The organism is Streptomyces venezuelae, from assembly GCF_008642315.1.
Lineage (GTDB): Bacteria > Actinomycetota > Actinomycetes > Streptomycetales > Streptomycetaceae > Streptomyces > Streptomyces venezuelae_D.
The window spans coordinates 6,165,755-6,186,705 of record NZ_CP029192.1 but is presented as its reverse complement, the minus strand read 5'-3'; the positions used below and the strand labels follow the sequence as shown (position 1 = coordinate 6,186,705).

Genomic DNA, 20,951 nt, shown 5'->3' with positions numbered 1-20,951 from the left:
GTCGGTCCGAAGGCCAGGAAACTCCGACCTTTCACCCGGCGGGGCGCAACCCCGGGCACGCGCACGACGTCACGTTGAACGACTGAGGGGAGCAGGGGATGCGGAACCGCAGGCGCCGGTCGCGCGCCGTCGTCGCCCTCGCGACGGCGGCCCTGCTCTGCGGCGGGGCGCTGACCGCGTGCGACGCGCAGGGCGGGAACTCGGGGGCCCCGGGCAGCTCGTCGGCCGCCCGCAAGCCATCGCCGAAACCCACCCCCGCGTGGGACACCTCGCCCCGCTCGCTGGCCGCCGTCGGCGACTCCATCACCCGCGGCTTCGACGCCTGCTCGGTACTCTCCGACTGCCCCGAGGCGTCCTGGGCGACCGGCACGGACACCGAGGTCGACAGCCTGGCGACGCGGCTCCTCGGGAAGGGGCGGGCCGCGTCGCACAGTTGGAACCACGCGAAGACCGGCGCCCGGATGGCGGATCTGACCGGGCAGGTCGAGGCGGCCGCCGCGGACCGCCCCGAGCTGGTCACGGTGATGACGGGCGCCAATGACGCGTGCCGCCCGACGGCCGCCTCGATGACGCCGGTCGGCGAGTTCCGCGCCGACTTCCAGGAGGCGATGCGCACGCTGCGCCGCGAGCTGCCGAAGGCTCAGGTGTACGTGGCGTCCGTGCCGGACCTGAAGCGGCTCTGGTCCCAGGGGCGGACGAACCCGCTGGGCAAGCAGGTGTGGAAGCTGGGCATCTGCGCCTCCATGCTGGCCGACCCCGACGACCTGGACTCCGCGGCGACGCGGCGGCGCGCGTCGGTGCAGGACCGCGTGGTCGCGTACAACAAGGTCCTCGAAGACGTGTGCGACAAGGACCGGCGCTGCCGTTACGACGGCGGAGCCGTTTTTGACTACCGATTCGACGGGGACCAGTTGAGCCACTGGGACTGGTTCCATCCCAGCAAGAACGGTCAGGCGCGGCTCGCGGAGATCGCGTACCGGCAGGTGACGTCGAGGAAGCCCGTGGCGTAGCAGCCGGGTCCGCGTAGGGTCTCGATCATGCGCAGTGAACTCTTCGGGACGCTTCCCGACGGCAGCCCCGTCCACCGCTGGACCCTGGAGAGGGCCGGGGTGCGGGTGGGCGTCCTGACCTACGGCGGGATCGTGCAGTCGGTGCGGGTGCCCGACCGGTCGGGGCAGGTGGCGTCGGTGGCGCTGGGGTTCGAGGAGCTCGCGGGGTATCTGACGCATCCGGGGCCGTACTTCGGGGCGCTGGTGGGGCGGTACGCGAACCGGATCGCGGGCGGCGCCTTCTCCCTCGACGGGCGTGCGCACCGGCTCGCGCGGAACAACGGGCCCAACGCGCTGCACGGCGGCGAGCGCGGTTTCGACAAGCACGTCTGGGACGCGGAGCCCGCGGGCGGCGGGCACGGGGTGCGGCTCTCGCGGGTCTCCCCCGACGGCGAGGAGGGCTACCCCGGGCGGCTCGCGGTCTCGGCGACGTACACGCTGGACGAGTCGGGTGCGCTGCGGATCGCGTACGAGGCGACGACCGACGCGCCGACCGTCGTGAACCTCACCAACCACACGTACTGGAACCTCGCGGGCGCGGAGTCAGGGTCCGCGCTCGGGCACGAGGTGCGGATCGCCGCCGCCCGCTGCACGCCGGTGGACGGCGGCGGGATTCCGACCGGGGAGTACGCGGACGTGGCCGGGACGCGGTGCGACTTCCGTGCGGCACGCGAGGTGGGACCCGGCTTCGACCACAACTACGTCCTGGACGAGGGCGTCACCGCGGAGCCGGTGGAGGCGGCCGTGCTGAGCGACCCCGTCTCCGGCCGGACGCTGACCGTCGCGACGACGGAGCCGGGGCTCCAGCTCTACACGGCGGACCACTTCGCGCCGGACCTGCCGTTCGCGCCGGGGGCCGGGATCGCGCTGGAGACCCAGCACTTCCCGGACTCCCCGAACCGGCCGGAGTTCCCCGGGACGGAGCTGCGGCCGGGCGGGGTGTACCGGTCGGAGACGGTGTACGGCTTCTCGTGGTGACGCGGGGGGCGTCCGTCCCCTCAGGCGATGAGCGTCTCGGTCAGTCGGCGGTCGGCCACCGAGCGGCCCGCCTGCACCTCGTACGTACCACTGCGGTACGTCCAGGTGTCGGCGCTCTCGTCCCAGATCTCGAAGGCCCTGCGCGGGAGTTCCACGGTCACCTCGACCGCCTCGCCCGGCGCGGCCTCCGCGCCCGCGAACCCGGCGAGCCACCGGGCCGGGCGGGCCGGGTCCTCTGCGGCGGGGGCCAGGTAGACCTGGACGACCTCGCGGCCCGCGCGGTCCCCGGTGTTGCGGACGCGGATCGTGGCCGTCGCGCCCTCGACGGTCAGTGACTCGTAGGCCCAGTCGGTGTAGCCGAGGCCGTGGCCGAAGGCGTAGGAGGGGGTGGCGCCCGCCTTCTCCCAGGCGCGGTAGCCGATGAACACGCCTTCCGTATAGGCGAGTTCGCCGTCGTCGGGTGTGACGCCCGTGACGGGGGCGGCGGTCAGGTCGCCCCAGGTGGTGGGCAGGCGGCCGCCGGGCTCCTCGGTGCCGAGCAGGACGTCGGCGAGTGCGGCGCCGCCCTCCTGGCCGGGGAACCAGCCGAGCAGGACGGCAGCGACGTCGTCCCGCCACGGAAGCTCCACCGGGGAACCGGAGTTGACGACGACCACGGTCCTCGGGTTCACGGCGGCCACGGCGCGCACCAGGTCGTCCTGGCGGCCGGGCAGCCGCAGGTCGCGGCGGTCGAAGCCCTCGGACTCGACGCGTTCCGTGGTGCCGACGACCACGACGGCGGTGTCGGCGGCGCGCGCCGCCTCGACGGCCTCGGCGATCAGCTCGTCGGCGGCGCGGCGCGGGCCGAGGTGGACGAGGGAGAACACGACGCCCGGCAGCGGCGCCGCGAACTGCTTGTCCAGCGGGTGGCGCAGGGAGATCTCGACGGATTCGCCCGCGGTGAGCCGCACCCGGCCGCGCTCGACGGGCGCGCCGAAGAACGCCTCGAAGGGGTCGGAGGCCGAGCCCATCTCCTGCACGCCGTCGTAGAGGGTCTCGCCGCCGACGGTGAGGGTGAAGGCGCCGAGGCCGCTCGTGCCGAAGACGTGCTCGCCGCTCTCGCGCGGGGTGAAGGAGCCGACGACGTCGACGGCCGCGAGGGTCTCGTGGGTGACGCCTTCGGGCAGGTCGTCGCCGATCCACTGGACGTGGCCGGAGGGGAGGCCGCCCTCGCCGAGGACGGCGCCGGTGGTGTCGCGGCAGATCGCGCGGAGCTCGAACCCCTGGTCGGCGGCGGCGAGTTCGTCGCTGGGGTCGGCGCCGACGGCGTAGGTGAGCGCGCCGTCGGGCAGGGCGGCCTGCAGGCCGTCGAGCGGGGAGACGACGTGGGCGGGGAAGACGGTGGCGGAGCCGCCGCCCAGGATGCGGGCGTCGCGGGCGGCGGCGCCGATGAGGGCGACGGTGCCGGCGTTCGTGCCGCTGCCGTCGGGGCTCAGCGGGAGGGCCCGGTTCTCGTTGCGCACGAGGACGAAGGCGCGGCGGGCGATCTCGCGGGCGAGCGCCTCGCCGTCGATCCCGGCCGGGAGGTCGCGCGGGGCGACGACCGGCTCGGCGCCTTCGAGGATGCCGACGCGGGCGGCGAGGCGCAGGACGTTGCGGACGGCCGCGTCGACGGCTTCCTCGGCGACCTCGCCCGCGCGGACGGCGGCGGCGAGGGGCTCTCCGTAGACGGTCTTCGGGCCGGGCATGGCGACGTCGAGGCCGCCCTGGATGTCGCCGGTGGTGGAGCGGGCGGCCATCCAGTCGGAGACGTTGTAGCCGTCGAAGCCCCACTCGCCGCGCAGGACGCCCTCGACGAGGTGCCGGTGCTCGGTCATGGTCACGCCGTTGACCTGGTTGTACGCGGTCATGATGCCCCACGGGCGGGCGTCCGTGACGATGGCCTCGAAGGGCGCCAGGTACAGCTCGCGCAGGGCGCGCGGGGGCACCTTGTTGTCGACGGTGAAGCGGTCGGTCTCGGCGTCGTTGGCGACGAAGTGCTTCACGGTCGTGCCGACACCGCCGGACTGCACGCCGCGCACGTAGCCGGTGCCGATGACGCCGGTCAGATACGGGTCCTCGCTGTACGCCTCGAAGTGACGGCCGCCGAGCGGCGAGCGGTGGAGGTTGACGGTCGGGGCGAGGAGGACGTGCACGCCCTTGCGGCGGGCCTCCTGGGCGAGCAGGGCGCCCGCGCGGTGGGCCAGGTCCTGGTCCCAGGCGGCGGCGAGGGCGGTCGGGGAGGGCAGGGCGACGGAAGGGTCGTCGGCGGTCCAGCGGGTGCCGCGCACGCCGATCGGGCCGTCGGACATCACGAGGGACCGCAGGCCGATCTCCGGCAGGGCGTGCAGGGCCCACATGGTGCGGCCGCCGAGGAGCCGGGCCTTGGCGTCGAGGCCGAGCTTGCGGAGTGCGGCCTCAACGACTGCCTCGCGTGCCCGGTCCTGCTCGGTGGGCCTGGTCTCCGCCATGGCGGCGCCTCCTCGTTCCGTCCGACTCGTCCTTCCATCGTGCACCTGATACCAGTAGAGAGGTAGGTTTCGTTATCTTGCCGTTACCAAAGGTCTTCGTTCGAGCCTGTCTGTCGTACGGTCCTCCGAGCGGCGACGGAGTACGGAGGGGGTACGGGCCATGGCGGCCAGGGCCAGGAGCGAGGAGCGGCGCGCGGAGATCCTGCGCGCGGCGTTCGAGGTGATCGCCGAGCGCGGCTACCGGGGCGCGAGCCTCGGGGCGGTCGCCGAGCGCGTCGGACTCACCCAGCAGGGCCTGCTGCACTACTTCCCCACCAAGGAGGCGCTGCTGGTCGCCGTCCTTGAGGCACGCGACCAGTGGGACGCGGTGCCGCGCGGCGAGTGGCGCCTGGATTTGCTCGGCTCGCTCGTGGAGTACAACGCGATGCGCCCCGGCGTCGTGCAGACGTTTTCCGCGCTGCTCGGCGAGAGCGTCACGGACGGGCACCCGGCCCGCGAGTTCTTCACCACCCGGTACGGGGCGGTGCGGGAGAACTTCGCGGCGGTGCTGCGCGCCGAGTACGGCGACCGGCTGCCGGGCGGGCTCACTCCGGAGGCGGCGGCGCCGCTGATGGTGGCGGTGATGGACGGACTGCAGTACCAGTGGCTGCTCGCCCCCGACACGGTGGACATGCCGGGGGCGTTCAGGGACTTCCTGCGGCTACTGGGTGCCGGTGGGGGCTCCGAGGGCGGCGACGACCTCGACCTCGACCAGCGCGCGGGGCGGGACGAGACGTGAGACCGCGACGGTCGTGCTGGTGGGCGGGGTCGCGGTGAGGAACTGCTTCCGCACGGTGGCGTAGTCGGCGAAGCCGTCCATGTCGGTGAGGTACGTACGGATGTTGATGATGTCGTCGAGCCCCGCGCCGTGCGCGGCGAGCAGCGCCCGCAGCGCCTCGAAGACCCCGCGGGACTGGGTCGCCATGTCCTCACCCTCGGCGCACTGCCCGGAGACGTACAACAGGACTCCCCCGTCGGCGTGTTCGACGCGGGCGACCTGCGAGTAGGGGCCGAAGGGCTGCGGGGCGCCGACGGGGTTGTCGATGGATATCTGCATGACTGATCTGCTCTCCTCAACTGTCGCTGCCGGTGCGGGTGGTACGGGTGGTGCGGATGTGGGTGACGGCGCGGGCGATGTCCTCGTGCCCGACGTCAGGATCGGCGGCGGCCGCTCGGAAGTGCGTCAACACGGCTTCCATGGCGGGCAGTTGCGTGGTCCCCGTCGCCAGAGAGACGTCCTTCACGGCGAGGTCGCTGCCGAAGTGCACGTCGGCCGCGAAGGCGCGGGCGACGGCGCCGCCGAGCGGGCCGGCGGCGAGGGCGTCCCTGGCGGTGCCCTCGTCCAGGCCGAGCGCGTCGGCGAGCCTCATCGCCTCGGCGACCAGGGCGACACCTCCGATGACGGCGGTGTTGACGACGAGCTTGAGCGCGGCGCCCGAGCCGAGGGCGCCGGTGCGGGTGACGGGCCCGAAGTGCGCGAGCACGTGCTCCACACCCGCCGCGTCGCCGCCCGCCAGGATGCCGAGGCGCCCTGCGGCGGCCTTGTCCGTGCTGCCCATGACGGGGGCGTCGACGAGGATCACACCGTCCGGCACGCGCCCCGCCAGCTCCTCCACGACCTCCGGCCCGACGGTCGACATCTCCACCCAGTACGCGCCGGGGCGCAGCACCGGGACGATGGCGTCGGCGACTTCGCGTACGGCGTCGGGCCCGGCGAGCATGGTGATGACGACGTCGGCGTCGCGGACGGCTTCGGCGGGGGTCGCGGCGACGGTGACGCCGGCGCTTTCCGCGGCGAAGGCGGCTGCTTTTGCGCGAGACCGGTTCCAGACGGTCAACGCGTGCTCGGCGGTCCAGAGTTGACGGGCCATCGGCTCGCCCATGTGCCCCAGGCCGAGGAATGCGATCTTCTCCATGGATCCGACGCTAGGCCCGGCCACGCGATGCGACAAGCGAATGTCTAGCATGCCGACCATGCCGAACCCGCATGCCGCACAGGCCGCCCCCGGCGTGGGGTCCGCGCCGCAGCCCGAACTGACCACCGTCTGGCTCCGGACCTTCCTGGACGTGGCCCGGCACGGGTCGTTCACGGTGGCGGCGCGGGAGCTGGGCTGGACGCAGTCCGCCGTGTCGCGGCAGATCGCCGCGCTGGAGGCGGCGCTCGGCGGGGCGCCGCTCTTCGACCGGCTGCCGCGCGGGGTGCGGCCGACGGCTCAGGGCCGGGCGCTGCTGCCGCACGCGGAGGACATCATGTCCCGACTCCACGTGATGGCACGGGAGTTGTCCGCGTTGCAGGACGCGGCGGGTGGGCTGCTGCGGGTCGGGGCGTTCGCGACGGCGGACGCGGGGCTCGTGCCGAGGGCGATCGCCGGGTTCCGCGCCCGGCACCCCGGCGTCACGCTCACCCGCGAGGAGGGCCTGACGCCCGCGCTCCTGTCCCGCCTCTCGGAGGGCGAGCTCGACCTGGCCGTGGTGTCGACGACGGGCGGCACGCTGTCCGGCCCCGGCGAGGCGTATGAGCTGCACCATCTGCTCGACGAGAGGCTGTACGTCGCGCTGCCCGCGGGACACGCACTGGCGGCCGAGCCCGAGCTGCCGCTCCGCCGCCTCGCCGGGGAGGAGTGGATCTCCGGCAGCCCGCGTGTCGAGGGTTCCCTGCTCGAACCGGCGCTGCGCCACGGCTTCCGGCCGCACGTCGCGCACGTCGTCGCGGAGTGGACCGCGAAACAGGGGTACGTGGCCGCGGGCCTCGGCGTGGCCCTCGTCCCCGCCCTGGCGGCGGAGGGCGTCCGGCCGGACATCGCACTGGTGCCGGTACGGGACGAGGACGTGCCGCCGCGCGCGGTGTACGCGGCGACGGCACGGGGCCGGGCGCCCGCGCCCGCGGTACGGCCCTTTCTGGGGGCGCTTCGAAGGGCGGTCCGATAAGCACAGCCACGGAGCGGATACGGTCGGACGGCCATCGACGAGGGGGAGTTATGGGCACCGGGAAGATGCACGCCGACGAAGTCGACATCGACGAGGCGTTGGTGCGGCGGCTGGTCGCGGGGCAGTTCCCGGCGTGGACCGGGCTTTCCGTGGAGCGCGTGGACTCCGCGGGGACGTCCAACGCCATGTTCCGGCTCGGTCCCGACATGGTGGTACGGCTCCCGCGGCTGTCCGGCTCCGCCGAGGACGTCGAGCGGGAGCACCGGTGGCTGCGCGAGCTGGCGGCGGCGCTTCCCGTACCCGTACCGGCGCCGCTCGGCCTGGGCGGGCCGGGCGAGGGCTATCCGTACCCGTGGTCCGTCTTCCGGTGGCGCGACGGCGAGACACCGGTCGCGGGGCGGCCGCTCGCGGAACCGGAGTCGTTCGCCAAGGACGTGGCGGCGTTCGTCACCGCCCTCCGCGAGGTCGACGCGACCGGCGCCCCCGCCGCCTCCCGCGGCGGACCCCTGGCGGCGCGCGACGCCTCCACGCGCGAGGCCATCGCCGGGCTGCACGGAGTCGTCGACGTCGACGCCGTCACCGAGGTGTGGGGCGCCGCGCTGCGCGCCGCTCCGTGGCAGGGGCCCGGTGTCTGGGTGCACGGGGATCTGCAGCCGGGGAACGTACTGGTCCACGAGGGACGGCTCGGTGCTGTCATCGACTTCGAGTGCATGGGTACGGCCGATCCCGCCGTCGACCTGATCTCCGCGTGGTACCTGATGGACGCGCAGGCCCGCCCGGTCTTCCGTGCCGCTCTCGGTTCGGCCATGGACGAAGACATGTGGGAGCGCGGGCGGGGCTGGGCCCTCTCGATCGCCCTCGACGAACTCGCGTACTACCGGGGGAGGGACGCGGTGATGGCCGGGACGGCGGAGGTCGTTGTCGGGCGGCTCACGGGGATCGTCGGCTGACGGGGCTCGTCGGCTGACGGGGGTTGTCGGCTGACGGGCCCGCCTTCGGCCGTCCGGCCCCCGGACGTCAGGCGCTCACCAGCAGGTGGACCGCGAGTCCTGTGATCAGCGCGCTCGACGTCAGCGCCGTGACCAGGCGGCCCTTGCGGCTCGTCAGGACGCGGCCCAGCAGCGCGCCGCCGCCCGCGAGGAGCAGTTGCCAGCTCGCGGACGCCGCGAAGGCGGCGAGGGCGAACGCCGTCCGCTCCGCGTGCGTCAGCGATTCCGTGGCCGGGCTGCCGAGGACGAGGGCGGCGAAGTAGACGACGGTGGCGGGGTTGAGGAGGGTCAGGCCGAGGAGGGCGGCGTAGGCGCGGGTGGGGCCGGGCGGCGTGCGGGCGCTGATGCTGGTGGCGTCGTTGTGGGCGTTGTACTCGCGTACCGCGGTCGACGTGCCTCTTGCGGCCAACGCGAGGAGTACGAGGACCGAGGCCCAGCGCAGGGGGGTCATGGCCGGCTCGATCGTGTCCGCGAGTGAGGCGCCGCCCCATGCGGCGGCCAGGGCGTAGAGTCCGTCGGCCGTTGCCACGCCGAGTGCGGCGCAGGCGCCGGTCTTCAGGGTCGTGCGGGCGGTGAGGGCCACGAGGTACGTTCCTACGCCGCCCACGGGCATCGCGATGCCGTAGCCGGCCAGGAGGCCCGCGATCAGGATCGCGCTCATGCGGGGAGCCTCGCGGCAACGGGGGTTCCCGGCAACTGGTTTGGCCCCGTAGGAGCGCCGAGCCCGCCGCTCCGCGGCGGATTCCTCCCACCCGCCCACCCGTTTACCCCGCGACGTCCGGCGGGAGTAGGGGCCGGGGGTGGGACGAGTTGCTCCGCGACATCCGGCGGGAGTAGGGGCGGGGGCGGGGTGGGGTTGCTCCGCGACGTCCGACGGGAGTAGGGGCGGGGGCGGGGTGGGGTTGCTCCGCGACATCCGACGGGAGTAGGGGCCGGGGGGCGGGGCGAGTTGCCCCGCGACGTTCGGCGGGGGTGTGGGCCGGGGGCGGAGCGAGTTGCCCCGCGACGTTCGGCGGGGAGAGGGCGGAGGGCGGGGCGGGTTGCCCCGTCACCGTTCGGCGGGAGCAGGGGCGGGGGGCTTGCTGGGGGTTATGGTCTCAAGTTTTGCGCGTAGTCCCTCAGCAATTCCCGCGCGCCCTCCGGCGATTCGTGGCCCACCAGGACCTGGGACGTCAGGCCCTCCGTCAGGGCCAGGAGGAGTCTTGCCTGCGATCGGGCGTCCAGGTCGGGGCGCAGTTCGCCCGTCGTGCGGCCGTAGTCGAGCAGCCAGGCCAGGAGGTCGTGGAGCTTCGCGTACGTGTCGCGCAGCACCGCCGCCAACTCCTCGCTCACCGCCGCCTGCGCGACGAACGCTCCCCAGACCTGCGCCTCCGTCCTGTCCTCCGGCTCCAGCAGGGCCAGCGCCGACAGGGTCCGGTCCAGCAGTGTCAGTGCCGACTCGGGCGTGCCCGACGCCTCGATGCGGGCTCGCGCGCGGTCCCCGATCCGGTCCGAGATGTCCTCCAGGGCGAACAGGAGCATCTCGTCCTTCGTGCGGAAACAGCGCTGCACCGCGCCCATCGACACCCCGGCCTCGGCGGCCACGTCCCGCAGGCTGACGGCCTCCATGCCGGAGCGCGCGATCAGGCGGCAGACCGCTTGGGCGATACGGCTCCGACGGTCCTCGTAGTCGACCTGCTTGGGCATGCGGCGAGCACCCTTTCCTTTTCGATGCGGTTGCATCGTATCGGAGGTGCGTGCATTATCTGATGCGACCGCATCGGAAACACTGGAACGGGACGGGAAACTCACGTGACCACAACGCAGACCAAGAAGTCCTCCGCCGGGCTCCTCGCCCTCTTCGGGGCCGTCCTGCTCGTGCAGGGGTTCGGCTCCGCCATCACGGAGGCCGGGTGGGACACCTCGTTCGGCGTCTCCGCCCTGCTGCGGGAGGCGGGCGCGCCGGCCTGGGTGGATCTCGCCGTCGGAGCCGTCGGCTGTGCGCTGCTCGGGGTCGCCGCCCGCACCCGGAGCCTGCGCGACGCGCCGTAGCGCTCACCCCTTCCGCCCCGCGATACTTCCGCCACCTCACCCCTCACGGAAGGACTCGCGTGCTCTCACGACTTGGCGCCCTCGGCGTCGCCGCCCTGCTCGCCGGGCTCGGTGTCCCGGCGTCCGCCCCCGCCGGACGCACCGCCGCCCCCACCGCCGAGGAGGCCCGCCTCGACCGCGCCGCCCCGCAGGAGATCCTACGGAAGAGCGGATTCGACTCCGTGGCACCGGAGTTCACCGAGGCCCTGAAGAACGCCCGCTCCTACGACCACGCGCGGCGCCTCGTCGTACGCGAAGGTCGGTCTCTGTGGCGGCGCGCCGTCGACCGGGCCCAGGGCAAGCAGCAGAACGGCAGCAGCGGCATCAGCGCCGACGACGATCGGCCCCTCTACTGGGCCCGGCTCGGGATGACGCGCGAACTGCGGCAGTGGAAGCCGGATCGTTTCGCCCTCACCCCGAGCGCCCGGGAACGGCTCATGGGTGCCTTGGAGCGGTCGTCACGCGGGCAGGACTCCGTCGACCTCCGGCCCGGCAAACGCGGACACGGGCACGGGCACGTCAAGCGCATCCTCGTCACCGGGTTCGACCCCTTCACCCTCGACCGCGACGTCCGCATCAGCAATCCGTCCGGCGCCGCCGCCCTCGCCCTCGACGGCACGACGATCCGGACCGCCGACGGGCCCGCCCGCGTCGAGGCCGTCGTCTTCCCCGTCCGGTGGGACGACTTCGCCGACGGTGCCGTGGAGCGGGCGCTGCGCCCGTACCTGCCCCGGGTCGACCTCTTCACCACGATCAGCCAGGGCCGCGTCGGCCGGTTCGACGTCGAGCGGACCAACGGCGCCTGGCGCGGCGGCTTCGGCGACAACGAGAACCTGTCGCGGACCGGGACCGTGCCGGTGAGCGATCCCGGCTCCCAGCCCCAGTGGACGTCGACGACCCTCCCGTACAAGGAGATCGTGGCCGCGAAGACCGGGCGCTTCCCCGTGTACGACAACACGTCGGTGACCGAGATACCGGCGGGCGGCGGCGAGCCCGTGGTCCGGCCGGACGGACCCACCGAGGGGTCGACGGCCCGTGCGGGCGGCGGCGGGGACTACCTGTCCAACGAGATCGCCTACCGCGCAACCCTGCTGCGCGACCGGCTCGGCCTGCACGACCGGCTGCCCGGCGGCCATGTCCACACGCCGGTGCTGCAGTTCGGCGCGGGGAACACCGATCCGGCGACGGGTGATGTCACCGATCCCGAGTTCGTGCGGAACCGGCTCGACATCATCGACCAGGTGCGGGGCATCCTCCGCGTCGCCGCATCGTCCTGAGCAGCCGCATCGTCCTAGGCACTGCCGGCCACGGCGGCACGTGAGCCGTCGTCGTTCCCGGTGCCCTCATCGTTCTCGCCCATCAGATCCCGCGCCATCAGCGTCGCCCCCGCGACCGCGCCCGGCATCAGGAACACCGCGACGAACGGCACCAGGAAGGCGACGGCGAGCGGCGTCCCGAAGCCCCAGGCGAGAGTCTTGCGGGAGCGCAACATGGCGAGCCGCTCCCGCAGTTCCACGCCCCGGCGCTGCAGGGCGACCGCCGTGAGCTCCTCGACCAGGAAGAAGCCGGTGACGCAGAAGCCGATCACCGGGACGACCGTCTGGCCGACGACGGGGATGAAGCCGAGGGCGAAGAGCAGGACGCCCCAGATGAGCGCGCGCACCACGATGCGCAGGCTGTCCCGCGCGGAGATCCACAGGTCGCGCCAGAGCGGCAGACCCGATTCGGGGGCGTGGCCGCACTCGGAGATGTCGACCTGTTCGGACAGCGACTCGTAGAACGGTTCGCCGATGAGCAGCGTCACCGCGGTGAAGGTGAGGACGGACAGCAGCAGGGCGAGGGCGAAGAGGAGCGCCGTCAGGAAGCCGCGGAAGGCGCCCTGCCAGGGCGAGGACCAGTCGTCGGCGAACGGCGTGGCCCAGCCGACGAGGTCGCCGCCCCACAGGGCGAGCGAGACGAGCGCCGCCGCGTAGAGGACGAGCGTGACGAGGCCGGGCAGCAGCCCCCATCCGTACTGCCTGCCGTGCTGGGCGACCCAGCGCTGCCCCTTCAACAAGTAGCCGAAGCCCACACCCAGATCGCGCATGCGGCACACCTTAGCCGCAGGTCAAGGCCCATCAGTAACGCCCTCTTGTTGACAGTGAGTTGAACCGGTAGACCTCTCGTACCGATCTTCCGGAGGTGCGTATGGGTATATCCCGGCCATTCAGACCCGTTCCGCTCACCGTGACCGCCGCGGTGGGCGCGCTGGTCCTCACCGCTCTCGCGCCGGGCAGCGCGACCGCCGACCCGACGCCGCGTCCGGTCACCCGCGAGGGTTCGCCGCTCGGCGCCGACCGGGCCGCCACGGCTCCGGGAGCCGCCGCCGAACGTGCCCTCGGGGATGCGTCGTCCGTCACGCGGAGACCAGGGAGCGACCGGGGCCGCGGGTATCCGCGCGAGCGCGAGCTCGAACTCCCCCCGGTGAACCCGGCCGACAAGTCGATAAAGCTGGGGCTGACGCCGTACCACGGCATAGCCCCGAAGCTGAACGCCCTGCAGCGCCTCGGCGACCGCGTGAGCGTGGAGATCGCGGGCCGTTCGGCGGGCGGACACCAGCTCTACCTCGTGACCGTCACCGCGCCCGAGTCCGCGCGCGAGACGGCCCGGCAGACGCGGATGCGGGAGCGGATGGAGAACGACCCGGCAGGAGCCGCGAAGGACCGGGCGATCAAGTCCTCGTACAAGACGCCCGTCTTCATCAACAACAACATCCACGGCAACGAGTGGGAGGGCACGGACGCGGCCCTGAAGCTCATAGAGAAGCTCGCGAAGGCGAAGGACAAGGGGAGCCGGGACCTCCTCGCCCGCAACCGGCTCTACTTCAACATCACCACCAACCCCGACGGCCGCATAGCGGGCACCCGCGCCAACGCCAACGGCTTCGACCTGAACCGCGACTTCATCACCGCCTCGCAGCCCGAGGCCCGCGCGGTGCGGCGGATCGCCGTCGACAAGCAGCCCGCGGTCATGATCGATCTGCACGGGTACGTCAACGGCACGCTGATCGAGCCGACCACTCCCCCGCACGGCGAGAACTACGAGTACGACCTGTTCCTCAAGAACTCCTACGCCAACGCCCTCGGCATGGAGGCCGCCATCAAGGGGCTCGGCCACACGGAGGAGAAGGACGGCGTGCGACCGCCCGTCATCCCCTTCCGCGACCAGCAGGAGGGCTGGGACGACTGGCCGCCGATCTTCACACCGCAGTACATGCCGTTCCACGGCGCGGTCGCGACGCACACCATCGAGTTCCCGATGCAGGTGAACAACGCGGAGTACGAGTCGCAGCCGACGGCCGAGCTGCGCCGCAGGGCCGCCATCAACGTGGACATCGCGGGCGCCGCGATGCGCGCCACCCTCGACTACACCGACCGCCACCGCACCACCGTGATCGCCGACCAGATCGAGGTCTTCCGGCGGGGCGCGACCGGCGCCGAGCAGGTGCCCGTCTCGGAGGAGACCGTGCCGGGGGTGCCGGGCATCGGCCCCGAGGACGTGTACACGACCACGTTCCCCCGCGCGTACGTGATTCCGGCGGGCGGTGGACATCAGGGTGGTGGCCGGCAGCGTTCGGCGACGGCCGCGGCGCGGCTCGTGGACCATCTGGTCGCCAACGACGTGCGCGTGCAGCGGGCCGGGCACGGCTTCCGGCTCGGCGGGCGGACGTACCCGAAGGGCTCGTACGTCGTCGACATGCACCAGCCGAAGCGGGGTCTGGCCAATGTGATGCTGGCCGACGGGCGGGACATCAGCGACAAGGTGTCGACGATGTACGACATCTCTGGGTGGAGCCTCGGACGGCTGTGGGGCGCGAGCGTGGACTCCGTGGAGCGCGGGGACCTGCGTGGCGTGCACGGTCGTACGGTGGGGGCCGCGTCCCGCGTCGGGTACGTGGCGCCGCACGGCGATCTGCGGCTGCGCCTCGACGATCCGCGGGAGATCGCCGCGCTGAACTCCCTTCTGGAGAAGGGGGTTTCCGTACGTCGTGACCGTGACGGGAGCGCCGTCGTGCCGTCGTCCGCGCGCCGCGCCGCGGCCGTCGCCGCGAAGGAGTACGACGTCGCGTTCGACGCCACGAAGGCGAAGGGCGGCGCGGTCCTGGACCGGACGCGGGTCGCCGCGGCCGTCACGCCGGGCGAGCTGTTCGCGTTGCGGGAGATGAACTTCGACGTGGTGCCCGTGTCGACCGCGGTGCTCAACTCGGGCTTCGACTGGAAGACGGCGGACGCGCTCTTCGTGTCGGCCGGGCTCGACCGGAGCAAGCTGAACACGGCGGCCAGGGCCGGGCTCGACCGGTTCCTCGCCGGGGGCGGCGGCCTGGTCGGCCGGGGCGGGGCCGGTGCCGCGCTCAACGCCGACGCCGGGCTGCTCGCCGTCAAGGCGGTCCAGGGCAACGGCGACGCCAACGGCGTGGTCCGCGTGGCCAACGCGGGCGGCACGGTCACCGGCGGGGCGCCGGACCACGGGTTCGTCTACGCGCCGTCGTGGTTCACCGACCTCGGGCCCGGGGTGCGTGTGGAGCAGAAGTACGGCACCGGCAACCCCCTGGTCTCCGGGCACTGGCGGGCCACGGAGGACGGCTCGGGCGGGCCCGCGGACGCGGCGGGCCGGGCCTCGGTCGTCAGCGGGTCGGCGGGCGGCGCGCACGTCGTGCTCTTCGGCACCGAGCCGCTCTTCCGCGACCACCCGAAGGGGTCGTTCCCGCAGGTGGGCAGGGCGCTGCTGAGCGTCGGCCGGTAAAGGGGGTGCGGGCCGGGGCGCGACGGCTGATCATGTCACTGTCACGCTGATCGTCAGACCGTCGCGCCCCCGGAGGTTCCGCCGCCATGACCCGTGAGATGCGAGTGCAGGGAACGGTCGCCGACGGGTACGAGGCGGTGCGGGAGGAGTTCACCGCCGTACTCGCCGGTGAGCTGCCCGAGTACGAGGGCCAGCTGGCCGCGTACGTGCACGGGCGCCGGGTCGTCGATCTGTGGGTGGGCCCGGACGTCACCGCCGGGAGCCTCTACGGCGTGTACTCCTCCACCAAGGGCGCCGCGCACCTCGTCGTCGCCCTGCTCGTGCAGGACGGGGTCCTCGACCTGGACCGCGCGGTCGCCGCGTACTGGCCGGAGTTCGCCGCCGGGGGCAAGGGCGCGGTGACCCTGCGGGAGCTGCTCGCGCACCGGGCGGGCGTCGCGGGCGCCGACGCCGGTTTCTCGCCGGAGGAGCTCGCCGACGACCGGGCCATCGCCGCGCGCCTCGCCGCACAGCGCCCCTTCTGGCGCCCGGGGAGCGCCTTCGGCTACCACGCCTTCGCCGTCGGGGCCCTCGCCGGGGAAGTCGTGTTCCGTGCCACCGGGCGGACGCTGCGGGAGGTGTACGAGGAGCGGGTGCGCGCCCCGTACGGCCTCGACTTCTTCCTCGGGCTGCCCGAGGAGCACGAGGGGCGGTTCCGTTCCGTGCAGCCGATGGCGCCCACGCCGGAGCAGGCGGCCGTGCTCGCGGCGGAGCCGTCCCAGCCGCACACCCTCAACGCCGTCGCCTTCAACCGCCACGCCCCGGAGCCGACCGACCTGGAGTCGGCGCCCAACTCCCGGCTCCTGCGCGCCGAGGGGAACGCCTCCTTCGGCGGAGTGGCGTCCGCGCGGGGGCTCGCCGGGATGTACGCGGCGGCGGTCACCGGCGTCGACGGCGGGGAAGCGCTGCTCACGGCGGACACGGTCGCCGCGTTCGGGCAGGTCCAGTCCGTCGGGCACGATCTGGTCGCGGGCGCGTTCAAGGCGTTCGCGGTCGGTTTCCAGGCGACGTCGGTGGCCGTGTACCCGTTCCTGGGCGCGGGCACGATCGGGCACAGCGGCGCGGGCGGCTCGCAGGCGTTCGCCGATCCGCGCGGCGGCCTCGCCTACGGGTACACGCGGCGCCGGTTCGCCTGCCCGGGCGGCCCGGCCGTCGAGAACGAGCGGCTGGTGCGCGCGGTGCACGAGGCGGCGCTCGCGGCGGGCTGAGCGAGGTGCGGGCATGACTGAGGGCCGCCCCCGGCAGGGAGCGGCCCTCACGTCCTCGCGGTCCGCGGATCAGGCGGCCGAGACCTCGACCTTGATGTTGCCGCGCGTGGCGTTCGAGTACGGGCACACCTGGTGCGCCTTCTCGACGAGCGACTGCGCGGTGGCCGCGTCCACGTTCGGGATGGAGGCGGTGATCGCGACCTCCAGGCCGAAGCCGCCGGCCTCGTTCTGGCCGATGCCGACCTTGGCGGTCACGGTCGAGCCGGAGATGTCGGCGTTCTCCTTGCGGGCGACGACGCCGAGGGCGCCCTGGAAGCAGGCGCTGTAGCCGGCGGCGAAGAGCTGCTCCGGGTTGGTGCCGGCGCCGCTGCCGCCCATCTCCTTCGGCGGGTTCACGACGACGTCGAGCTTGCCGTCGTCGCTGGCGACGCGGCCGTCGCGGCCGTTCTCCGCGGTGGCCACGGCGGTGTACTTGACGTCGATCTTCTGGATGGACATAACTGCTCTTTCCTCCTGAGATGTGACGTGGTGCGCGCCCACAACCACGATTTGCGGAATCAGGTTATCGGATGCCGGAAATCACGCGAGAGAGACGATCATCTTTCCGGTGTTCTCGCCGCGGAGCATGCCGAGGAAGGCCTCCACGCCGTTCTCCACACCCTCGACGACCGTCTCGCGGTACTTGAGCTCGCCGGAGCGGATCCAGCCGCCGACCTCGCGCACGAACTCGGGCTGCAGCGCCGCGTGGTCCTGCACGAGCATGCCCTGCAGGCGCAGGCGCTTGCCGATGACCATGGCCAGGTTGCGCGGGGCCGGGGTCGGCTCGGTGTCGTTGTAGCCCGCGATCATGCCGCAGATGGTGACGCGGCCGTGCACGTTCAGGCGGCTGATGGCGGCCTCCAGGTGCTCACCGCCGACGTTGTCGAAGTAGACGTCGATGCCGTCGGGGGCCACCTCCTTGAGCTGCTCGGCGACGGACTTGTCGTCCTTGTAGTTGAAGGCCGCGTCGAAGCCGTACTCCTCGACCAGGAGCTTCACCTTGTCGTCCGAGCCCGCCGAGCCGACGACGCGCGAGGCGCCCTTCAGCTTGGCGATCTGGCCGACCTGGCCGCCGACCGCACCGGCCGCGCCGGAGACGAAGACGGCGTCGCCCTCCTTGAAGGAGGCCACTTCCAGCAGGCCGGCGTACGCGGTCAGGCCCGGCATGCCGAGGACGCCGAGGTAGGCGGAGAGCGGCGCGGCCTCCGGGTCGACCTTCGTGGCGTGCTGGACGGGCACGGAGGCGTACTCGCGCCAGCCGGCGAAGTGCAGGACGTGGTCGCCCACAGCGAAGCCCTCGGCGTTCGACGCGACGACCTCGCCGACCGCGCCGCCCTCCATGGGGCGGTCGAGCTGGAACGGCGGCACGTACGACTTCACGTCGTTCATCCGGCCCCGCATGTACGGGTCCACGGAGAAGTGCAGGTTGCGCACGAGAACGCGGCCCTCGGCGGGGGCCTCCACGGGGGCCTCGCGCAGTGCGAAGTCCTCCGGGACCGGCCAGCCGGACGGGCGCCGCACGAGGTGCCACTCGCGGCTGACGGAGGGGAGCTGCTGCTCGGGGGTGACGGTCATGAGGGGCGTCCTCCTACTGCGGATCAGCGTCAAGGAAAATACTTGAGGTTGTAAAACAACCATGCTCCTGAATATTTCATGATGTCAAGTAAACGGGTAGCCTGGTGAGCATGGACACCAGTGGCTCCGGCGACCGCGTACCTCGCGACCGCTCCTCCCACACCGATCCGCTGACACTCGAAGTCGTCGAGCTCATCGGCACGGTCGTGGCGCGCTACTACGAGGAGTACGAGGAGGCGGCCGCCGAGCACGCGCTGACCGGGGCACAGGCACGCGTCCTCGGGCTGCTCTCCCTCGAACCTATGCCCATGCGCCGCATCGCGCAGAAGCTGAAGTGCGAGCCGTCGAACATCACGGGCATCGTCGACCGCCTGGAGGCGCGCGGGCTCGTCGAGCGGCGCCCCGACGCGGCCGACCGCCGCGTGAAACTGGCGGCGCCCACGGCGGAGGGCGCGGAGGTCGTCCGGGACCTGCGGGAATCCCTGGACTTCGCGCGCGAGCCGCTGGCGGAACTGTCACGCGAGGAGCGGCTCGTGCTGCGGGGGCTGCTGCGGAGGATGGCGGGCCAGGAGATCTGACCTTTTCCGGTGGTTACGTGCACCACCACAGGAAGCGGTCGCACGTCTCCGTGGGCTCGGGCTCCGGGGGACGCGTCGGCTTCGGGTCGTCCGCGGGAGGCGGAGACGTGGGGTCGGGCGCGTCCGGGGTGCCGCCCTGGGGCGGGGGCGCGGTGGAGGTGGGAGTTCCGGGGCCCTCGTCGCCCTCGCCCGCCTCGCTCCCCCGGCCCTGCTCGCCCCGCTCGGCGTCGTCGCCCTCGTCCTCGCCCCGCTTCTTCTTTCCTTTCCCGTCCTTCTCGTCCCGCTCCTCGGCGGCCTTCGACTCGTCCGCGTCCGGACGGGACGACGTGGCCACCGCGTCCTCGGCCGTCGCGCCGCCCGGAGCGCTCCCGTCCGGGCCCTTCGACTCCGACGGGGACGGGTGCGCGGCCCCGGTGTCCGACGCGGAGGCCGCCCGGTCGCCGGAGCCGCCCTCCGTGCCCAGCTCGGCGAGGCTCAGGCCGCCCGCCGCGAGCGCGAGGCCCGCGGTGACGAACAGGATCTTGCGACGCCTGCGCCGGTGCGCCCTGCGGGTGCGCTCCTTGCGGCGGCCGCGGCCGCGGGTACGCGGGGACGACTCCTCGTACGCGTCGTCGTGGGCGTCGGGATCCTCCCGCGACGCGGCGACGGACTGCGCGTACTCCCGGCAGGCTTCGGCCGGGGTTCCGCACCCCGGGCAGGCGAGGGCGCCGTTGAGGTGCCTGCGGCACGGGTGGCAGTAGTCCATGAGGCATGGAGGCTAAGTGCCGCGCCGGTGACAGTGGAAGCCGCCGCTGTGAAAGTTGTGTGCGGAATCGTCGAGTCCGGCCCGTTCCGGGCACCGGGCTGCTCACGCCCTTCCCAATTGTCCCCTCAACCTGCGGGCCCGCAGCACCAGTTCCAGCTCGAAGCGCCGGTCCGGGTCGTCCACCTCGTCGCCCCAGAGCTCCCTTATCTGCCGGAGGCGGTAGCGGACCGTCTGGGGGTGCACGCCGAGCCGCGCCGCCACTTCGGGGGCGCCGCCGCGGGTCTCCAGCCAGGCGAGGAGGGTCTCCGCGAGACGGCGTCCATGGGCGGGGCCGCAGTGCTCCAAGGGGGCCAGGCAGCGGCGGGCCAGGTCCTCGATCAGCTCCTCGGGCTGGAGCAGCACCAGCGCCTCGGTGTGCTCCGTGCAGTGCAGGACCTCGCCGGAGGGCAGCAGTCCGCGTTCCATGAGGCGCACCGCCGCCTCCGCCCAGCGCAGCGACTTCGCGGCGTCGGCGAGGGCCACGGGCGGGCCGATGGCGCCCGACCAGCCGGTCATGGCGCGGCGCAGGAGTTCGGGGCGGCCCGCCGCGTCGGGGTCGGGCACGACCATGCGGGGCTGCTCGGCCTCCATGTCGAGCAGGACGCCCTCGCCGACGGCGGGCGCGACGGCCTCCCGCGCGGGGCGCAGCAGGACGCCGACGGCGACGCGTTCGGGCAGCTGCCAGCCGACGCGGGCGGCGCGCTCGCCGAGGCCGTTGCCGAGGGCCGCGGCACCGGAGGAGGGGCCCGAACCCGACCCGTACGACGGGCCCGGTGCGCTGTCGGAGCGCCGGTCGGAGAGCAGCAACTCCATCAACTTGCGTTGCAGCCGCAGCCGTTCACCGGCTTCGCGGGCCGCCGCCTCCGCGTAGCCGCGCACGGACTGGTCGACGAGGCCGTCCAGGTACTCGAAGCCGGACTCGGCGAGTTCGTACATGGCCGGCGGCGGGATCTCGATCTGCTGGCCGATCTCGGCGAGGCGGCGCCAGGCGAGACGTACACCCAAGCGGTAGATGGCCTGGAGCGAGTCGAGGCTGCGGCCGTGCAGGCCCTCGCCCCGGCCGAACTCCTGGAAGACCTCCAGGTGGTAGCGCGGGCGGCCCTCCTGGGACGCGATCTCCTTGACGAAGCCCTCCAGGGCGCGGCGGATGCCGATCAGCGCCATCGGCTCGCCCGAGTCGTCGAGGACGACGGGCAGCCCGGGGTACTCGGCGCGGATCTCGCGCAGGATGTCCTGGGCGAGCGCGGGCACCTCCTCCAGGGCGAGCGCGGCGAACTCCCGCACCTGCCGGGGCGGTACGTCGCGCCACGCCGAGCGGAAGGGGGTGCGGCCCTCCGGGGCATGGGCGGCGTCCGGAGCGCGGTCGTCCGGGAAGGTGTCGTCGGCCGTCAGGTCGTCGGACGC

The 20,951-nt window shown here is 73.2% G+C and carries 20 protein-coding genes; 10 read left to right on the top strand and 10 right to left on the bottom strand.

The annotated features are described in order from the left end of the window. The first annotated feature begins 98 nt into the window (after positions 1-98). Together DEJ48_RS27090 and DEJ48_RS27085 are read left to right on the top strand one after the other, a co-directional pair. Positions 99-1,010 (top strand): SGNH/GDSL hydrolase family protein, encoded by a 912-nt coding sequence (locus tag DEJ48_RS27090; protein WP_150218847.1) that lies wholly within the window; start codon positions 99-101, stop codon positions 1,008-1,010. A gap of 27 nt (positions 1,011-1,037) precedes the next feature. Beyond that, positions 1,038-2,027 (top strand): aldose epimerase family protein, encoded by a 990-nt coding sequence (locus tag DEJ48_RS27085; RefSeq protein ID WP_150218846.1) that lies wholly within the window; start codon positions 1,038-1,040, stop codon positions 2,025-2,027. A gap of 20 nt (positions 2,028-2,047) precedes the next feature. On the opposite strand, the gene DEJ48_RS27080 is transcribed toward DEJ48_RS27085, so the two are convergent. Further along, entirely contained in the window at positions 2,048-4,516 is a 2,469-nt protein-coding gene (locus tag DEJ48_RS27080) for a beta-glucosidase family protein (RefSeq protein ID WP_150218845.1), read from the bottom strand. Positions 4,517-4,676: 160 nt separating this feature from the next. Here DEJ48_RS27080 and DEJ48_RS27075 point away from each other — a divergent pair, with 160 nt between their 5' ends. Further along, positions 4,677-5,294: a TetR/AcrR family transcriptional regulator gene (locus DEJ48_RS27075; RefSeq protein WP_150218844.1), complete on the top strand. Its 618-nt coding sequence runs from the start codon at positions 4,677-4,679 to the stop codon at positions 5,292-5,294. On the opposite strand, the gene DEJ48_RS27070 is transcribed toward DEJ48_RS27075, so the two are convergent. Continuing rightward, a complete protein-coding gene (locus DEJ48_RS27070; protein WP_150218843.1) occupies positions 5,217-5,612 on the bottom strand; it encodes a RidA family protein in 396 nt (131 codons plus the stop codon). The two genes, DEJ48_RS27075 and DEJ48_RS27070, sit on opposite strands and share 78 nt — an antisense overlap. Before the next feature lie 16 nt (positions 5,613-5,628). Next, positions 5,629-6,471 (bottom strand): NAD(P)-dependent oxidoreductase, encoded by an 843-nt coding sequence (locus tag DEJ48_RS27065; protein ID WP_150218842.1) that lies wholly within the window; start codon positions 6,469-6,471, stop codon positions 5,629-5,631. A gap of 58 nt (positions 6,472-6,529) precedes the next feature. Between DEJ48_RS27065 and DEJ48_RS27060 the strand changes: the two genes are divergently transcribed. Both DEJ48_RS27060 and DEJ48_RS27055 read left to right on the top strand, forming a co-directional pair. Next, positions 6,530-7,483 (top strand): LysR family transcriptional regulator, encoded by a 954-nt coding sequence (locus tag DEJ48_RS27060; protein WP_223832217.1) that lies wholly within the window; start codon positions 6,530-6,532, stop codon positions 7,481-7,483. 50 nt (positions 7,484-7,533) lie between these two features. After that, on the top strand, positions 7,534-8,433 hold the full coding sequence (locus DEJ48_RS27055) for an aminoglycoside phosphotransferase family protein (protein WP_223832216.1): 900 nt from the start codon (positions 7,534-7,536) through the stop codon (positions 8,431-8,433). A 67-nt stretch (positions 8,434-8,500) separates the two neighbouring features. Here DEJ48_RS27055 and DEJ48_RS27050 read toward each other — a convergent pair whose 3' ends face one another. Continuing rightward, a complete protein-coding gene (locus tag DEJ48_RS27050) occupies positions 8,501-9,133 on the bottom strand; it encodes a LysE family transporter (protein WP_150218840.1) in 633 nt (210 codons plus the stop codon). A gap of 428 nt (positions 9,134-9,561) precedes the next feature. Continuing rightward, the gene (locus tag DEJ48_RS27045) at positions 9,562-10,158 is read right to left on the bottom strand and encodes a TetR/AcrR family transcriptional regulator (protein ID WP_150218839.1); all 597 of its coding nucleotides are present in this window, start codon (positions 10,156-10,158) and stop codon (positions 9,562-9,564) included. Between the two features lie 105 nt (positions 10,159-10,263). Here DEJ48_RS27045 and DEJ48_RS27040 point away from each other — a divergent pair, with 105 nt between their 5' ends. Together DEJ48_RS27040 and DEJ48_RS27035 are read left to right on the top strand one after the other, a co-directional pair. Next, on the top strand, positions 10,264-10,503 hold the full coding sequence (locus DEJ48_RS27040; RefSeq protein ID WP_150218838.1) for a hypothetical protein: 240 nt from the start codon (positions 10,264-10,266) through the stop codon (positions 10,501-10,503). 59 nt (positions 10,504-10,562) lie between these two features. Then, the gene (locus tag DEJ48_RS27035) at positions 10,563-11,819 is read left to right on the top strand and encodes a pyroglutamyl peptidase (RefSeq protein ID WP_150218837.1); all 1,257 of its coding nucleotides are present in this window, start codon (positions 10,563-10,565) and stop codon (positions 11,817-11,819) included. Between the two features lie 14 nt (positions 11,820-11,833). On the opposite strand, the gene DEJ48_RS27030 is transcribed toward DEJ48_RS27035, so the two are convergent. Then, the gene (locus DEJ48_RS27030) at positions 11,834-12,628 is read right to left on the bottom strand and encodes an EI24 domain-containing protein (protein ID WP_150218836.1); all 795 of its coding nucleotides are present in this window, start codon (positions 12,626-12,628) and stop codon (positions 11,834-11,836) included. 101 nt (positions 12,629-12,729) lie between these two features. Between DEJ48_RS27030 and DEJ48_RS27025 the strand changes: the two genes are divergently transcribed. Together DEJ48_RS27025 and DEJ48_RS27020 are read left to right on the top strand one after the other, a co-directional pair. Next, positions 12,730-15,324 carry a M14 family zinc carboxypeptidase gene (locus DEJ48_RS27025; RefSeq protein WP_150218835.1) on the top strand — a complete coding sequence of 865 codons (2,595 nt, stop codon included), beginning with the start codon at positions 12,730-12,732 and terminating at the stop codon, positions 15,322-15,324. An 86-nt stretch (positions 15,325-15,410) separates the two neighbouring features. Further along, a complete protein-coding gene (locus tag DEJ48_RS27020) occupies positions 15,411-16,571 on the top strand; it encodes a serine hydrolase domain-containing protein (RefSeq protein ID WP_150218834.1) in 1,161 nt (386 codons plus the stop codon). Between the two features lie 69 nt (positions 16,572-16,640). On the opposite strand, the gene DEJ48_RS27015 is transcribed toward DEJ48_RS27020, so the two are convergent. Then, a complete protein-coding gene (locus tag DEJ48_RS27015; RefSeq protein ID WP_098242314.1) occupies positions 16,641-17,069 on the bottom strand; it encodes an organic hydroperoxide resistance protein in 429 nt (142 codons plus the stop codon). A gap of 81 nt (positions 17,070-17,150) precedes the next feature. Then, positions 17,151-18,185, bottom strand: coding sequence for an NADP-dependent oxidoreductase (locus DEJ48_RS27010; protein ID WP_150218833.1), 1,035 nt, complete (start codon positions 18,183-18,185; stop codon positions 17,151-17,153). Between the two features lie 110 nt (positions 18,186-18,295). Here DEJ48_RS27010 and DEJ48_RS27005 point away from each other — a divergent pair, with 110 nt between their 5' ends. Further along, entirely contained in the window at positions 18,296-18,763 is a 468-nt protein-coding gene (locus DEJ48_RS27005; protein WP_150218832.1) for a MarR family winged helix-turn-helix transcriptional regulator, read from the top strand. Between the two features lie 13 nt (positions 18,764-18,776). Here the strand turns inward: DEJ48_RS27005 and DEJ48_RS27000 are convergent, their stop codons facing one another. Beyond that, positions 18,777-19,508 (bottom strand): hypothetical protein, encoded by a 732-nt coding sequence (locus DEJ48_RS27000; RefSeq protein WP_150218831.1) that lies wholly within the window; start codon positions 19,506-19,508, stop codon positions 18,777-18,779. A gap of 102 nt (positions 19,509-19,610) precedes the next feature. Next, the gene (locus tag DEJ48_RS26995; RefSeq protein ID WP_411757548.1) at positions 19,611-20,939 is read right to left on the bottom strand and encodes a helix-turn-helix domain-containing protein; all 1,329 of its coding nucleotides are present in this window, start codon (positions 20,937-20,939) and stop codon (positions 19,611-19,613) included. Positions 20,940-20,951: the final 12 nt, after the last annotated feature.